Source organism: Sphingobacterium thalpophilum, from assembly GCF_901482695.1.
Classification (GTDB): Bacteria; Bacteroidota; Bacteroidia; order Sphingobacteriales; family Sphingobacteriaceae; genus Sphingobacterium; species Sphingobacterium thalpophilum.
In genome coordinates, this window is sequence record NZ_LR590484.1 from 953138 (window position 1) to 970481 (window position 17344).

Sequence of the window (17344 nt, forward strand, 5' to 3'; positions counted from 1 at the left end):
AAAAATAACCACAAAAAATCTTAGTCATCATGCGTAATTCACTACCTAATTACAAAAAAATGAAAACACCTCCATTTAAAAGAGAATTCTCTTTTTATCGGGTCATGAAGTATCCCTGTCTGGCATTGTCGATTACTTCAGTATTCTGCAGTTCTTTAATGGCCTCCCCCGGTATGGCCCAGCGATTGGACAAAAGCAGAATAAACATCAGTATCAGCAAGGGACAGCAGCTCGAACAAATTCTGCATAGGATTGAACATCTCTCCGGTCTTAGCTTCGTGTACAACCCAGACCTTTTACAGGGACGCAATACCGTCGTAAGCGGCCATTTCAGAACGGAGTCTGTACGCTCCATTTTGACCAAACTGGGGATCAGCGCTATGGAGAAAGAGGGACATGTCATACTCAGCCAATCAACTGACATCAAAGCAGAGCGCATAATTAAGGGGATTGTCAGCGATACTTTGGGAGCGCCTATCGCAGGCGTATCCGTAAAAGTAGTCGGCACACAAAATGGAACGACAACAGACGCCAAAGGTTCGTTCCGTATCGAAGCCGGCTCCCAGGCAGTACTCTCCTTCTCTATGATCGGCTTCCACTCAAAAGAGATAACAGTAGGCGAGAATGAAATGATTCATGTAACGCTAAGTGAAGAACGGTCAACATTATCTGAAGTTGTGGTGGTCGGTTATGGGACGCAAAAGAAAGAAACATTAACAGGTGCTGTAAGTATCGTATCACTTGATAAATTGTCTTCGCGTTCAGTAAACAGTGTCGGTGAGGTTTTAGCGGGCAAATCCCCGGGAGTCATTGTGACCAACGAGGGCGGTGACCCCACTTCCCCACCCCGTATTAATATTCGTGGTGCCGGTGGTATCAATGGTGAAAGTGTGCTGTACGTGATCGACGGCTCTATTTTCTTAGGTACCCCGCAATTAAATCCCAACGACATCGAGTCTATTTCGGTTTTAAAAGATGCCTCCGCTGCAATCTATGGGGCACGGGCTTCCGGAGGAGTGGTCTTGATCACCACAAAAAAAGGCAAAAAAGGGCAATTGCAGATCAGTGTTGACGCCAAGATTGGCCAGCAGGGTGCATGGCGCAAATTAAAACCTTTAAATGCCGAACAACGCGCAGAAGTAGCGGCAACAGCAGCGAAAAATGGTGGTACGACAATTTTGCCTGCTTTCGACCCAGCTAAGTATCCGGATGGACTTGTAACGAAAACCAACTGGATGGATGAGGTCTTTAGAAGTGCAACGCTGCAAGATTACAATGGCGCCATCAATGGAGGTAATGAAAAGTCCAATTTTTACCTAAGTTTCAATTACCGGAACGCAGAAGGCATTGTACTGAATACGAAAACACAACGCTACAACTTCAGGATAAATTCGGAGCATCAGGTCACCCCTTGGTTGAAGGTGGGCGAAAACCTGTCGTACAGCAGCACGAACGGAAACGGTGCCAATACAAGCAGTGACTATACCGGTGCACTGCTATCGGCGATTTATTATCCAACAAACGGTACTCCCTATAATCCCGACGGCAGTTTTGCCGGTCTCCCGGGACCCTATCCCGGCGATTACGGCGATATCATCAATCCGGTCGCAGAACTGATGCGTATAGACATCAACAACCCTACCAACATACTGGTTATCAACCCTTATGCAAACTTTCAATTAACCAAAGGGCTAACCTTCCGTTCTAACTTAAGTATTACCAAATCCAACTCCAGATACAAAAGTTTCACACCAAAACGTCCCGAAATCGGTAAGCCCGTCATGAGCAATAGCCTAGTTGAAAGAGCGAATGACGCAAATGATATTCTGGCAGAACAAGTGTTAAACTACAAAGCTAAATTTGATGCACATCAGATCGATTTGACAGGAGGTTATACTTTTCAAAAGACCAAAACCACCTATCTGAATACATCAGCGAGCGATTTTGATGACGAATCCAAACAATATAGGTACCTGGATAACGCCAATAAAGTGCAACCACCAGAAAGCGGCTATGCATCAACAGCAATTTCATCGCTGTTCTTGAGAGCAAACTACAATTACAATGAAAAATACCTGCTATCCTTGATTGGAAGGCGAGACGGGTCTTCCATGTTGAAGGAAAAAAATAGATACCGGAACTATTACTCTGTTTCAGCAGGCTGGGCCCTTAACAAAGAAGAATTCCTGCGCTCAGTAGAATGGCTAAATGAACTAAAACTGCGAGGCAGCTACGGTGTGCTCGGCAGTCTTGGAAGATTAGACCCGCTGGACGTAAACCCACTTCTCGTGCGCACAACCAGTTACTTTGGTGAAAAGCCGGAGCTCCAAAATGGTTACGTACAGAATGTTCTGCCAAACGACGATCTGCGCTGGGCAGAAAGCAAACAGACCAATATCGGTCTGGATTTTGGTATCCTAAACGGACTGAGCCTTGTGGCTGATTATTTTGTTAAGGAAACAAACAATATGATCTTAAAACGTTCTCTTCCAGGTACAGCGGGTCTGAATACTCAAACCATTAATGGCGGACTCGTGAAAGACAAGGGAATCGAATTAGGTCTGACCTATAGCAGCACTAAAAATAACGATTTTTCCTACTCCGTGAACGCCACCTTAACGAAATTGAACAATAATGTAGAAGAGCTGGCTCCCGGACTGACCAACATCCCTGTTGAGACCAACTTTAGAAACGAACTGGCACCACTGCGGATCGCTGTAGGCCAGCCATTGTACAGCTATTTTGTGCTCAAGACGGATGGCATCTTCCAGAGCCAGGCAGAAGCAGATGGTTACAAAAACGCAAATGGCCAAAAAATCCAGCCTAATGCAAAAGCCGGTGATTTTAAGTTCGTCGACATGGATGGCAACGGTTCTATCGGTCCCGAAGACCGCTACTACGCAGGAAGTGCTTATCCGGATTTCTCCTACGGCCTAAGCTTCAATGCAAATTATAAAAATTTTGATTTCAATATTTTTGCGCAGGGCGTACAGGGCAACAAGTTGTTCAATGCAGTAAAAAGAACGACATATAGTGCCAGTGGTCCTTCGTACAATAAACTTGCAGGGATTCTCGACGCCTGGTCTCCGGAAAATCCGAACGGTAAAGTGCCGATCATATCCAGCTCAGATGCCAACGGAAACTTTAATGCCTCAGATTTTTATATAGAAAATGGCTCTTTTCTTCGCATCCGTAATGTCACCGTGGGGTATACGCTGCCAAAATCCCTGGCTGATAGATTTAAACTTGGAAACGTAAGAGTCTATGCAACGGCCAACAATCTATTCACTTTTACAAAATACACAGGCTTTGATCCAGAAATAGGCATGGACAATAACGGCCTTGATGTTGGTCGCTATCCACAAGCCAGAAGCTTTATCTTCGGTTTAAATGTTAACTTATAATCTCAAATAAACGCCACAAGTCTAAAGAATATAGTGTACTTATAGAGTTTAGTACAGTTGGCCATCATGAATACTACAAAATAAAACGATGAAAACGAATATAAAATACCTCGCAGTATTAGCTATAGCACTCCTTGGGTCGTGCGCGAAACAACTGGATATCTCACCTGAAGGTTCGCCATCTTCACAGAATTTCTGGAAGACCGAACAAGATGCGATCAAAGGGCAGGCAGGCATGTATGAAAAATACAACGAAGAAGATTTTTACGGTCGTGGGATGTTCTGGTTCATAAACGCCAGTGACGATATGGTAACGGGCCGCAATAAACCGGAAGCCGACAACATCAAGAACTTTAACAGAAGCTATATTGGAGGCGGTTACACAGAAACACAATGGAGCATGCGCTATGCCATCATCAAAAGAGCCAATGATATTATTGTAAACGTTCCCCGGATCACGATGAATGAGGATCGAAAGAAAGAAATTATAGGCGATGCTTATTTTAATGCTGGACTAGTATATTTCCAGCTAGCGGCCAACTACGGGAATAACAAGGCTGGGATACCAATTGTTACTCCCGAAACAGATGCCACACAACCCATCCCACGAGCCAGTAACGTCAATGAAAATTATGATCACATCATCTCCTTATTTTTAAAAGCTGCAGAAAATCTTCCTTATTTTTCGGAAATGGATCCATCAGATTACGGTAAAGGACACAAAACCGCTGCCTGGGCGTATCTTTCCAAGGTATATTTATATAAAAAGGATTATGCAAATGCCGCAAAATATGCTGATATGGTAATTAATTCGGGCAAGCATGATCTGCTGCCCAGCTTTGCAGATGTGTTTAAAGCAGCCAACAACTGGTCCAAAGAATATATTTGGTCGGTAGTCTGTACTCCAGACGGCGGCGGAACGGGCTGGGGCAGCAAATTACCCGGCGTCATGTTGACGAACAAAGCATGGGGTATTTATAATGGATGGGGATATTATCTTCCTACCAAAGAACTCTATGACTCTTTCGAAAGTGGGGATCTACGCCGCGAGGTTACAATCCTAAAACCGGGAGACAAATTCCAGTTCTTCGGCGAAGAGCGTACCTTCACGAAAGATGGAGGTGCGACATCAAACTATCAATTCAATAAATATATGGAACCGTTTTCCTATAAAAATCCGATTCCGACTCATGTGAATCCAAATGGTGACAATGGAACCACAGATCTCAATATCCCGTTGATGCGTTTTGCTGAAGTGCTTTTGACCAAAGCAGAAGCAGCTATTCAGTTAAACGGAGCTGGCGCTGGAGATATAGAATTAAATAAGATCCGGAAACGCGCGGGCCTATTACCCAAAAGCGGAATGACCATGACAGATTTAAAACGGGAACGCAGAAATGAATTGGCAGGAGAATGGGCAGATCGTCATCGTGACCTGGTTAGATGGGGAGATGCTCAGGCAGCGTATGCAAAACCTCTGCACGACTATGACGGTACAGTGATCTGGCCTTCCCGAAACTTCAACCCCCAGGTGCATGATGTCTGGGCTGTACCCCAACGTGAAATCGACAATAGTTCAGGAATAATTAAACAAAATCCAGGATGGTAAAAAACAGTAAGTTCATTTGGTTGCTATCTGCGGCCCTTTATATTCAGTCAGTTTCCGCACAGCAGAAACTGACTGCCAACACCGGTCACAGCCACAACGACTACAGGCGGCAGATACCTTTGCTGGAAGCGTACTATGCCGGCATGGGATCTATCGAAGCGGACGTATTCTACCGGAACGGCGAACTATTCGTTGCACATGAAAACCACGAGATAGAGCCAGAAAGAACCCTTAAAACCCTTTACATAGATCCCCTGGTCGCACTTTTCAAAAAAAATGGCAACCGGCCCTATACCGACCCTAAGCTAAAACTACAGCTGGTCATCGACATTAAAGAAAACTATGAGCAAGTTCTGGAGAAATTGCTAGAGGAAATAAAAGGAAATGAATCGGTATTCGACCCAGAGCAGAATCCATCTGCGATCAAGATCGTCATCAGCGGTGAAATACCGCCTGCCGAAAAGTTCGGGCATTATCCATCGATCTTCTTTTTTGACGGAAGGCCAGAAAAAGACTATACTCCAGAACAATTAAAACGTATCGGAATGATCAGTCAGGATATCGGCCGCTACACAGTCTGGAACGGTAAAGGTACACCAACACCACCAGATCTTGAAAAGATGAGAGCCGTTGTTGAGAAAGTACACCAAATGGGGAAACCATTCCGTTTTTGGGCCACCAAAGATAGCCCAAACAGTTGGAAGGAGCTTGAGCATATGGGTATCGACTGGATCAACACGGATCATCCCGATGCCCTAAAAAATTTCTATCTAAACCGGGCCAAAGCCGAATACGTCAATCCTCTAGGCTACAAGCCCTATCTGCCCTCCTACAAAAGCGACGGCACATCAAGAAAAGCCAAAAATATCATCTTGTTGATCGGCGATGGAATGGGGCTTGCACACATTCAGGCAGGCTTAAGTGCCAATTTTGGTCAGTCCAATATCATTAACATCAAGCATATCGGTTTTTCACGCACGGAAGCCTCCAATTCAGATTTTACAGATTCAGCAGCGGGAGGAACAGCACTCGCGACCGGAAAAAAAACAAACAACCGCTATATCGGCGTAGATGCTAACGGCAAGAGGGCCACCTCTTTACCTGACACTCTCGCTCAATATGGGATCAAGAGCGGTATTATCAGTGCCGGAGACATTACCGATGCCACTCCTGCTGCATTTTATGCGCACCAGATTGAACGCACGATGTCGCAGGACATTGCCGCTGATTTCAAAAAAAGTAACGTGGACATCTTGGTCGGTTCCCGTCGTGAAAGTTTTCTAAAAAATAAAGACGGTCAGCTGATGGACGAACTGGCAGAGAAAGGGTATCAACTACAAACCACGCTGGATAGTTTTGAAAAAGCCACATTAGGAAAGCAGCTGGTCCTGTTAGCCGATTCGGCAACCAGAAGGGTTTTGGACGGACGTGGAGACATGTTAAAGACTTCACTGTTAAAAACCATACAGTTATTATCAAAGAACAATACGGGATTCTTCATCATGGCAGAAGGTGCCCAGATTGACTATGGCGCACATGCCAACGATCTACCCTACGTTGTTACCGAACAACATGACTTTGATAGACTTGTGGGTGAAGCACTAAAATTCGCCGATCACGATGGCGAAACCCTCGTCATTGTAACGGCAGATCATGAGACTGGCGGACTCTCACTTCTAGATGCTGACTACAGAAAAGGAACAGTTAGGGGCTACTTCAGCAGCGATGATCACACCAATATTATGGTTCCTGTTTTCGCATATGGTCCGGGAGCACAGAATTTTATTGGTATTTACAACAATACGGAGATATTTAACAAGATTATCAGTGCGTTCAAACTGAAATAGTTTCACTTCGATATTCTTTTTTCGCAGGTATTCATAACCTACGGCCATCCCATCAGCTTGCAGCTTCGCAGACGATGTTTTACTGAAAACGACCCCATGCTGTATACGCATGGGGTCGTTTTTAATATCCACACACGGCATAGGAGTTCCCTGTTCTTAAAAATTCGATTTAGCTTATCAATTTTTGATTTTTTAGCTATCTTGTCGTTCTAAATAATGATGACCTTTATGATACCACGATTCAAACGGGCACTGCTGCTCTTTGTATTACTGATCAGTGCTTCTATCAGACTTTTTGCTCAGCACACGAATAAGGCAGACTGGTTTAAAGATGCCCGTTTTGGCATGTTTATCCACTGGGGTTTATATAGTGCCGCTGAAGGCTTATGGAAAGGCGAACCTTTGCGTTATATGAACAACTATGCGGAATGGCTACGTTACCGCAACAGGGTATCCAAAGAAGAATATGGTACCCTGGCTAAGCGCTTTGACTGGAAAAAAATTGATCCCGAGCAATGGGTACGTCTAGCAAAAGAAGCCGGGATGAAATATATCATTATTACGGCCAAACATCACGATGGAGTGGCACTATGGGACACCAAGGTAGGCACCTACAGCCTGCCGCAGCTCAGTGGTTCAAAAAGGGATGTCATCAAAGAGATCGCAGCGGCATGCAAAAAACACGGCCTCAAACTGGGTTTCTACTATTCTCATTGGATCGACTGGGAACATCCTTATGGCTGGAACCATCAGCAGGAACTGACAGGCCATGTCACTGATGCACAGTACAACCAATACTGGCAAGAAAAAGTAATACCGCAGCTACGTGAGCTGCTCAGCAATTATGGGGACATCGGCCTCATCTGGTTTGATATGTGGATTCCTTACCAACAGTCCATTATTAAGAAAGAACAGCTCCTGCAAGTGGTCAAATTAATCCGCCAACTGCAGCCCCAATGCCTGATCAACTCTCGTCTGGGCCTTCCAACCGATGCCGAAAACGTTGACTTCCAAACCTTGGGCGATAATCAATTTGGAAGTACCTATATTGCACACCCGTGGGAAACACCCGGTACAATTGCTCACTCCTGGGGCTACAATGGACAGGAGAACGAATGGAAATCCACCAGCCAGATTTTTCAGTCTCTTATCTCCAATGTGAGCCTCAATGGCGGTTTCACCTTGAATATAGGGCCCCGCGCCGATGGTACCGTGCCCTACGAAAGCGTCAGTCGCCTCCATGAAGTCGGTGCTTGGCTCAAAAACTACGGCGAAGGGATCTATGGGGCCACTGGCCTACCTTTAAAAAGCAATCATTTTGACTGGGGTTACCTGACTTCCAAAGTCGGGCAGCAAAAGAGCACTGTATACGCTCACATATTCAACTGGCCGCTGGACCATAAACTGCGTATCACAGGAATAAAATCCAAGCCTGTAGAGATATCATTGATGAACGGAAAAACACCGATCCAAATAAAGTATGATCAGAAGCTGAGTCTCCTCCACCTTCAATTACCCGATGAACAGCCTGACCATTACGTCTCACAAGTTCGCCTAACTTTTGATACCCCATTGGTATTGGATGAGACTGCTGTCCAGGAATCGACATTTGGCGGATTCTCGCTGAATTCTATCAACAGCGTGACAAACAATTCCAAAACTATTGGCTATAACGGCAAAAACCCTACGCATACTATCGTGACAGCCGATACCAAAATGGAATGGGAAGTTACCGTTGCCGAAGCCGGTAATTACACTGTTGATCTCTCTGCACATAATCCCAATAAAGAGCCCATACGATTTCAACTGAATGTGGCTGATCAGCAACTCGACGGATATTTTGCTCCCTCGCAGAAAATGGTCGTCGAACCCAATGAAAATAATTATACCGAAGAGTTTCCAGAACAGCGCGTCGGTACAATAAAATTAAACAACCCCGGAACATATAGATTCACGTTCAAAACCGAGTCTCAGGCTCCGCTTTGGCTAAACTGGTTATGGCTTGAAAAAACCAAAAATTAACCTGCGGCCTGCTAGCAGATTTAAAAAGATAGAGGATCAAATCCTTCGGTCTCGCAACCGAAGGATTTTTTTTGCAAAAAGCCATGCACTTTGTCCCTTCTGCAATACGGTATTATAGAAAAAGTTATCTATTTTAATATTTATTTATTATTTTGGTGTAAAAGTTACCAATTTTGCAAGACGGTAACTATGCTATTTGCCAGCTAAGTATAACTAAGAGAATTCATCCTAAACATTGTTGGAGAATGTATTTGCAACGGGACTTTTTATCGCCATTTTCTATCCACAACTCCATGTCCGGATTAGAGGGTTTGCTGCTAACAGCTGACGATGGAGTCATTTTACAGGCCAACAGACGTGCCAATGAGCTTTTGGCGTTAAAGAACGCTAAACCTACCACCAATAAAATACATCAGCTTACAACCTTCTATTCTGCAGATAGCCGGGCTCCCCTTCATCCTGAGCAAACTCCTTTCTATACTGCATTACAAGAAAAACGGGAGCTACAGGAAATTGTTTTGGGAATATCCGTGGAGGATCAGCTCAAATGGCTTTTATTTAATATTCATCCGCTAAAGGAGAAGGATTATAATGGTCTTCTCATCTCTTTTATGGACGTGTCAGGGCTGGTCAGCCAAAATCAGGATGTAAAGGACAAGCAACAACAACTTCAGTTGCTGGTCGCCTCCTTAAATGATATTGTCTTCGAGGTAACCGACGAGGGCGTGTTTAAAAATTACTGGACCAATGATCCCAGCCTCTTATTTTACCGTCCAGACGAATTCTTAGATCGCAGAATGGATGAACTCTTTCCACCGCACCTTTCTGGACCTGCTATTCAGCTGATCCAAAAAGCTCTTAAGCTGGAGAAGGAGTTCAAAATGGAATTTCAGTCACCGTTCAAACAGCATAAAAACAAATGGTACAGCCTACAGGTTAAACCCATCCACCGTTCACAAAACCATGTAGCATTAGTGGTTTCGGACATTACAGAACAGATTGAATCCACCGAAAAAATACGATTCAATGAACATAAGTTCAATCAGGCATTTCATTTCTCCGGGTTGGGAATGGCGCTCACAGATCTTCGTGGTTTTTGTATAGAATCCAACAATACACTGACTAAAATATTGGGGTATACACAGACAGAGCTGTCAAAAATGAACTTTAGTGATTATACACATCCAGATGATACAAGACAGGAAGCTGAGCTACGGACAAAACTTGTTCAAGGAAAAGTTGATAGCTTCACTTTGCAGAAACGTTACAAGCATAAATTGGGTCATTTCGTTTGGTGTTCCGTTACGATCTCTGCTGTTTTTGACCATACGGGCAGCCCCCTGTTTCTGATTGTCCAAGTTCAGGACATTTCTGAATCTAAACGAAACATAGAGATTCTCAAACGGCAGAAGATGGAGTCTGAATTGGTTAAAATTGACCTGGAAACGAAGGTACGGCAAATGGAGGAATTCGCCGGCATTTTGGCACATGACCTAAAAGGACCTTTGAGTAATATGCAGATGCTGATCGATGAAATCAAGGTCTCACGCGATGAAAAGATTAAAAGTGATTTTCTGGACCTTTTAAAAGCGAGCACTGATCAGCTTTCTGAGACGCTCCACGATCTGGGAGATATATTGGATTTACGCTCCAACACTGCTCTTCATTTCGAAAAATGTGATTTTCTTCAAGTATATTTAAGTGTAAAACACCAGCTTATCGAAGAAATACAGCAAAAAAACGCGTTCATTTCGGTTGACTTTGAGGTAGAATCCATTCATTATCCAAAAATCTATCTGGAGAGTATTCTTGTCAATCTGATCAGCAACGCACTTCGATTTACCGCTCAGGGAAGGCAGCCTCATATTGAAATACAAACGCATGCCGGAGAGGGGGGTACGGTGCTGACGGTCAAAGACAATGGACTCGGCATTAACTTGCCGAAATACAAGTCCCAGCTTTTCATGTTCAAGAAAATCTTTCACCGCGGCATTGAAAGCAAAGGTGTCGGCCTGTTTCTGATACGGCACCAGATCGAATCCCTTGGCGGAAAGATCGACGTACACAGCGAACCGGATAAAGGCAGTATTTTCTCAGTCAACTTTTAAATAAGGTGCAATGAACCGCAACAACAAAAGAAAAATCATCCTTATTGACGATAATGCGATTCTTCGTACTATCTTTGGCCATATGATTCGGGGCTTTTCGGGCTATGAAATCGAATTCCATGCCTTTAAAGATGCACTTGACTTTCTGGAGCAGGCTGACATAATTGGACCATCGGACACCCCAATACTCTTTGTTGATATCAATATGCCTTTTATGACAGGCTGGGAACTGATGGACCGACTGGAAGATAACACCGATTTTATAAACCGCAGCAAAATATACATCATCAGTTCGTCGTCCAGTAAAAGCGACCAGGACCAATTGGCAAATTACCCTTTTATCAGCGGCTTCGTATTAAAACCTTTTGACAAGGACTTACTGTACGAGATTCTCCAGAAGTATTAACATGACGGGTACCCGCCGGCATAGAGCGATATGACCACAAAGGGCTTAAAGGTTTATACCTGCGCATAAAGGGGACAACAGACAAGCATGAAAAGTGACTTTCACGATCGTCATGATCGCTATAACTGAAACAGGCACAGCCAATCGGCCGTGCCTGTTTCTTGAGGCAATACCTAGATTGCTTTACATTTTTCAGCCAGCCAGCTTTTTTCCTCACCCGATAGATGTGCTGCCAGCTGGTCAAACACCCATTGATTATAATTGTTCAACCACGCTACATGCTTTCTGTCCAATAGCGACTTCTCTATTAAATCTGTAGCAATATAACAGATCGTCAGCGTTTCGAAATCCAAAAAATCACCAAACTCCGAAGTCCCTGCCGTACGTGCCAGCACGAGATTTTCAATGCGGATACCATGCTTGCCGACCCGGTAGAGTCCCGGTTCGATAGAGGTAATCATGCCGGGCTCCACAGCAACATCGATCGCGGCAGCGTTGAATACCTGCGGTCCTTCGTGTACATTCAGGAAGAAACCTACGCCGTGCCCTGTTCCATGCCCATAATTGCGCCACGTTTCCCAGAGCGGACGACGCGTGATGGCATCAATCTGGTAACCTCTTGTGCCAACAGGAAAGACTGCCTGAGACCCTTCGATCGTTCCTTTGAGCACGAGTGTATAGTCTTCTTTTTCCTCTTGTGTAGCCTGCCCCAATGACACGACCCGCGTAATATCGGTTGTGCCGGTCTGGTATTGCCCGCCCGAATCCACCAGCAACAACCCTTTGGGGCGCAACGTGTAATTTGACGTTTCATTCGCTGAATAATGTGGCAGCGCACCATGATCCAGATAGCCAGCAATGGTCGTGAACGAAATATCAACAAAGCCTTCCTGTTCTTCACGGAATTCACGCAATTTATCCGCTATGGACAATTCCGACAGTTCTTCCGTCGCAACATGCTCCTCCAGCCATTTAAAAAATTTGGTCAAAGCGACTCCGTCTTTCACAAAGGTGTGCCTGTTATTTTCAATCTCAACGTTATTTTTAACCGCTTTAAGGTTTGTAGACGGATTTACTTTTTCGATGATCTTGATGTGGGCTGGCACGCGGTCGTAGACAGCAAAACAAGTGCGCTTAGGATCGATAAGAATAGTCTTCGCCTGCAAATTATCTATTGCCGCATGGATGGTATCATAAGGCGCGATATCCACACCATATCCCTTCAGCTCCGCCACCGCTGCTGCGCTTAACTTTGAAGGCTCAATGTATAAGGTCGCATTCTCAGCAGTGATCAGGACAAAGCCCAGAACAACAGGGTTACAAGGTACATCCTGACCACGTATGTTTAATAACCATGCCAGGTCATCCAACGAAGAAACAAGATGAGCATCCGCACGGGCCTTTTTCATTTCCGCCCGGACTGCCCCGATCTTTGTCACGGTAGACTGACCGGTAGTGCTCTCCGGCAACAAGTATGCCTGTGCTTTAGGCAATTCAGGCCTGTCCGTCCACAGCGCCGATAATAGATCTACATGCCCGTCGACCTGTATATCCAAAGGTTCTAACGTATTTTTAACTGATTGAGCAACCAATAAAGAAGCCAGGTTACCGTCAAAAGCAACTGTCGCACCTGAACTTAATTTTTCAGCCAGCCAGTCCGCATACTCGGCAGCACCCTGCGTTTTTAGCTTAACCAGCTCAAAGCCTGTTCCGGCCAATTGTTCTTCCGCCTGCACAAAATAACGTGAATCTGTCCAGAGGCCCGCAAAATCCTGTGTAATGGCCAGTGTTCCGGCAGAGCCTGTAAATCCGGAAGCCCATGCAATACATTTATAACGTTCCGGTAAATATTCACTGATATGAGGATCTGATGATGGGATAATATAACCATCGATTCCTTGAATCTTCATCGCCTCGCGAATGGCAGCTAATTTTTCGATATGCTTCATGTCGTCATTACAATTTTACGCAAGTTAGGATTTTTTAGAGTCGAATGCCTAACTTTAGGCCAAATAAAACAAGCCGAGTAGCCGGAGCACAATCGTCTACGTTGCATTGCTCATATCGCTAAAGTTCTTATAAAAAGATGACTGAACCGAGAGACTCGCAAAGAAATTATATGCCATGAAACAATTTTTATTATATTCCATTGCTTTCTCCGCCTATGCGTCCACTGCGGTTACCGCTCCCCTGTTTGGGCAGGATATGCACACGAAAATCCAAGATGCCTACCTCAGCTTCCAACAACAGGAAAATCTCCGGAATGGCATCAGCTCCTTCATTGTATTTGACGGAAATAGTGGTCAGACCATCTATGCGGCCAACGAAAACATTGGTCTGGCTACGGCTTCAACCATGAAGATCATCACCGCTGCCACGGCCTTAGACTTTCTGGGCAAAAACTACCAGTTTAAGACAACGCTATATTACACAGGTGCCGTGGATGAGCATGGAACGCTCAACGGCAACATCATCATCGCAGGTACCGGTGATCCCACCTTGGGCAGCCCCCGTTACCCTGAAACCAAAGAAGAAGTCGTTCTGAACAAATGGCTGGCAGCAATACAGCAAGCGGGGATCCGTAGTATAAACGGCTGCGTCATCGCTGATGACCGCCTTTATAACGGCAACCAACTGCCCGGCGGCTGGATATGGACCGATATGGGCAATTATTATGGTGCCGGAATTTCAGCCCTCAACTGGCGGGAAAACGCTTTTGGAGTAGAATTTAGTCCCGCAGACAAAGTAGGGGCAAAAGCTGGAATCCTGCGGTACACCGCGCATATGCCTTATATACAGATTATCAACGAGGTCACTACCGGTAAAACCGGAAGCGGCGACAACGTGTACGGTTATGCTGCCCCCTACTCTTCGAAAATATTCATGCGTGGCTCCTATGGCCAGGACCTGAAGAAAACCATTGAACTCGCTTCTCCGGATCCGGCATACGATCTTGCTTTTCAGCTGAACGAAATGCTGGCAGCACAAGGTATCATCGCTTCTGAGGCTCCTGCAACAGGACGGAAACTGGATTCTCTGGATCTTTCCCAAAAACAGACACTGGATGTACACCTCTCGCCAACATTGGATAAAATCGTCTACTGGTTTAACCAAAAAAGCATTAACCTCTATGGAGAAGCCCTGCTCAAAGCGATTGCTTATACCACGGCAGGAAAAACCGGAACGGATGATGGTGCGCATTATCTGCAGAAATATTGGAATGCCAAATTAGGTATTAAACCGGCCGAACTAAATAGCCTTGACGGCTCAGGCCTATCGCCGCAAAATCGGGTGACTACTTTAGCCATGAATAAAATCATGCAATACGCACAGAAGCAATCCTGGTACCCTGTGTTCTACGAAAGCCTTCCGACTTATAACAACATGAAAATGAAAAGCGGAACCATCGGCGGCGTGCTAGGGTATACCGGTGTGCATACCAACAAAAATGGACAATCATTCACCTATACGCTCCTGGTCAACAATTATTCAGGATCTGCATCCAATATGCGTAAACAAATGTTTAAGTTGCTGGATGTTTTGAAGTAACAAGTTATTGTCTATTTATAATAAGATATTGGCAAATATTTCCATTTATCAAAAAGAATGATAGATTTGTAGCCTTAAATTAATAAAATCGCAATGAGTAACACTAATCGTAAACAGGCAGCGTTAAATTACCACTCAATGGGTAGACCTGGAAAAATAGCTGTTGTTCCGACCAAACCGACAAATTCGCAAAGAGACTTATCATTAGCATATTCTCCTGGCGTAGCAGAGCCATGTCTGGCTATTGCTGAGAACAAAGAAGATGCTTATAAATATACTGCAAAAGGTAACCTTGTTGCTGTAATCAGCAATGGTACTGCTGTATTGGGCCTAGGTGATATCGGCGCTCAGGCCGGCAAACCGGTCATGGAAGGTAAGGGCCTATTGTTCAAGATCTTCGCAGACATTGATGTCTTTGACATCGAAGTAGACACCAAAAATGTCGACGAATTCGTCAAAATCGTTAAAGCTTTGGAGCCGACATTTGGCGGGGTAAACCTCGAAGATATCAAAGCTCCCGAGTGTTTCGAAATTGAACGTCGCCTGAAAGAAGAGATGAATATTCCGGTCATGCACGACGACCAGCACGGTACTGCCATCATCTCAGGCGCGGCATTAATCAACGCTTGTGAAATCATCGGAAAAGATATTTCCAAAGTAAAAATTGTGGTGAACGGTGCCGGCGCTGCAGCAATGTCCTGTACAGCTATGTATATTTCGGTAGGCGCAAGCAAGGAAAATATCGTCATGCTGGACAGTAAGGGAGTCATCCGGACAGATAGAGAGCATTTGGACAGCATGAAAGCGCAGTATGCGACTGACCGTGATATTCGTACCTTAGCGGATGCCGTCAAAGACGCCGATGTATTTATCGGTTTATCTGCTGCCGATGTACTATCACCGGAAATGCTCCTGAGCATGGCTCCGAACCCGATTGTTCTGGCGATGGCCAATCCTAACCCTGAAATTGCCTACGACCTGGCAATGGCTACCCGCAATGATATTATCATGGGTACCGGCCGTTCAGATTACCCTAATCAGGTGAACAATGTCCTGGGCTTCCCGTATATCTTCCGTGGCGCATTGGATGTGCGCGCAACAGCAATCAATGAGGAAATGAAAATCGCCGCTGTACGGGCAATTGCGGACCTGGCCAAACAACCTGTACCGGAGGAAGTCAATCAGGCTTACAATACCAACAATTTAAAATTCTCAGAAGAGTATATTATCCCGAAACCTACAGATCCACGCTTAATCACCGAAGTATCTATGGCTGTCGCCAAAGCAGCAATCGAGTCAGGTGTTGCGCAAACGGTCATCGAAGACTGGGATAAATACCGCGATACTTTACGTAAACGTCTGGGCAAAGATGACGCCATCATGCGCAACCTGACCATGGCGGCAAAAAGAGACCCAAAACGTGTTGTATTCGCCGAAGCCGACAATTACAAAACCCTGCGCGCAGCCCAAATCGTCAAAGAAGAAGGGATCGCAATCCCTATCCTCCTCGGCAAAAAAGAAAAAATTGAGCGCCTGATCCATGAATACGCGTTTGAATTGGACGGTGTGGACATCATTGACCCTGTTGCTGAAGTAGATGGCGAAACCGAACGCTCGAAGAAGTTTATCGAACATCTTTACACCAAAAGACAGCGTCGGGGCATCACCCGCTACGATGCACGTAAACTGATGTTTGACCGCAACTATTTCGGGGCATCGCTGGTCGAGTTTGGTGAAGCAGATACCTTGATTTCGGGTATGACCAAAAATTATGCAAACACTATCCGTCCTGCCCTGCATGTGATCGGTGCCAAACCAGGCAGCCGAGTGGCCGGCATGTATATGATGCTGACTAAAAAAGGACCTATTTTCTTTGGGGATACCACGGTAAATGAAGATCCGACCGCACAAGAACTGGCGGATATTACTTTACTTTTGGACAAGGCAGTCAAACGGATGAATATACAGCCTCGCATAGCCTTGCTTTCCTACTCTAATTTTGGTTCCAGTGAAGGAAAAACACCTACCAAGGTAAGAGAAGCGGCGCAGATCCTGCACGATAAACATCCTGAAATTATGGTTGACGGAGACTTACAGGCAAACTTTGCGCTCAACAGCGAGATGCTAACGGCCAACTTCCCTTTCAGCTGCCTGAATGGGCAATCGGCAAACACACTTGTATTTCCGAACCTTGAATCCGGCAACATTGCTTATAAGCTACTGCAGGAAGTGGGCGAAGCGGAAGCTGTGGGACCTATTCTCCTCGGCATGAATAAGCCTATCCACGTCCTGCAGCTGGACAGCTCAGTACGTGAAATCGTCAACATGGTTACCATCGCAGTCGTTGACGTACAGGCACATCTCAAAAATTTATAGAATAGCCTAAAATCTTGCTATAT

Annotated in this window: 9 protein-coding genes; 8 read left to right on the plus strand and 1 reads right to left on the minus strand. The window is 45.1% G+C overall.

Annotation, left to right across the window (positions count from 1 at the left end):
- The first annotated feature begins 29 nt into the window (after window positions 1-29).
- From FGL37_RS04110 to FGL37_RS04135, 6 genes are all read left to right on the plus strand, one after another.
- Complete coding sequence (locus tag FGL37_RS04110; protein ID WP_232048630.1) at window positions 30-3404, plus strand: SusC/RagA family TonB-linked outer membrane protein; 3375 nt, start codon at window positions 30-32, stop codon at window positions 3402-3404.
- Between the two features lie 88 nt (window positions 3405-3492).
- Complete coding sequence (locus FGL37_RS04115) at window positions 3493-5013, plus strand: RagB/SusD family nutrient uptake outer membrane protein (protein ID WP_037534686.1); 1521 nt, start codon at window positions 3493-3495, stop codon at window positions 5011-5013.
- Window positions 5007-6860, plus strand: coding sequence for an alkaline phosphatase (locus FGL37_RS04120; protein WP_037534685.1), 1854 nt, complete (start codon window positions 5007-5009; stop codon window positions 6858-6860). The genes FGL37_RS04115 and FGL37_RS04120 overlap by 7 nt, the downstream gene beginning before the upstream one ends.
- A 228-nt stretch (window positions 6861-7088) precedes the next feature.
- A complete protein-coding gene (locus tag FGL37_RS04125) occupies window positions 7089-8882 on the plus strand; it encodes an alpha-L-fucosidase (RefSeq protein WP_037534738.1) in 1794 nt (597 codons plus the stop codon).
- A 293-nt stretch (window positions 8883-9175) separates the two neighbouring features.
- A complete protein-coding gene (locus tag FGL37_RS04130) occupies window positions 9176-10990 on the plus strand; it encodes a sensor histidine kinase (protein WP_028072475.1) in 1815 nt (604 codons plus the stop codon).
- Window positions 10991-11000: 10 nt separating this feature from the next.
- Entirely contained in the window at window positions 11001-11396 is a 396-nt protein-coding gene (locus tag FGL37_RS04135) for a response regulator (protein WP_051607380.1), read from the plus strand.
- A 173-nt stretch (window positions 11397-11569) separates the two neighbouring features.
- Here FGL37_RS04135 and FGL37_RS04140 read toward each other — a convergent pair whose 3' ends face one another.
- Window positions 11570-13345, minus strand: a complete 1776-nt coding sequence (locus tag FGL37_RS04140; protein ID WP_028072474.1) for an aminopeptidase P family protein — start codon at window positions 13343-13345, stop codon at window positions 11570-11572.
- A 175-nt stretch (window positions 13346-13520) separates the two neighbouring features.
- Between FGL37_RS04140 and dacB the strand changes: the two genes are divergently transcribed.
- Window positions 13521-14945: a D-alanyl-D-alanine carboxypeptidase/D-alanyl-D-alanine endopeptidase gene (gene dacB, locus FGL37_RS04145; protein ID WP_028072473.1), complete on the plus strand. Its 1425-nt coding sequence runs from the start codon at window positions 13521-13523 to the stop codon at window positions 14943-14945.
- A gap of 93 nt (window positions 14946-15038) precedes the next feature.
- Window positions 15039-17321: an NADP-dependent malic enzyme gene (locus FGL37_RS04150; RefSeq protein WP_028072472.1), complete on the plus strand. Its 2283-nt coding sequence runs from the start codon at window positions 15039-15041 to the stop codon at window positions 17319-17321.
- The last annotated feature ends 23 nt before the right edge of the window (window positions 17322-17344 follow it).

Coding starts and splice junctions, on each gene's coding strand:
- FGL37_RS04110 (WP_232048630.1), top strand. CDS start 30: ATGCGTAATTCACTACCTAATTACAAAAAAATGAAAACACCTCCATTT.
- FGL37_RS04115 (WP_037534686.1), top strand. CDS start 3,493: ATGAAAACGAATATAAAATACCTCGCAGTATTAGCTATAGCACTCCTT.
- FGL37_RS04120 (WP_037534685.1), top strand. CDS start 5,007: ATGGTAAAAAACAGTAAGTTCATTTGGTTGCTATCTGCGGCCCTTTAT.
- FGL37_RS04125 (WP_037534738.1), top strand. CDS start 7,089: ATGATACCACGATTCAAACGGGCACTGCTGCTCTTTGTATTACTGATC.
- FGL37_RS04130 (WP_028072475.1), top strand. CDS start 9,176: ATGTCCGGATTAGAGGGTTTGCTGCTAACAGCTGACGATGGAGTCATT.
- FGL37_RS04135 (WP_051607380.1), top strand. CDS start 11,001: ATGAACCGCAACAACAAAAGAAAAATCATCCTTATTGACGATAATGCG.
- FGL37_RS04140 (WP_028072474.1), bottom strand. CDS start 13,345: ATGAAGCATATCGAAAAATTAGCTGCCATTCGCGAGGCGATGAAGATT.
- dacB (WP_028072473.1), top strand. CDS start 13,521: ATGAAACAATTTTTATTATATTCCATTGCTTTCTCCGCCTATGCGTCC.
- FGL37_RS04150 (WP_028072472.1), top strand. CDS start 15,039: ATGAGTAACACTAATCGTAAACAGGCAGCGTTAAATTACCACTCAATG.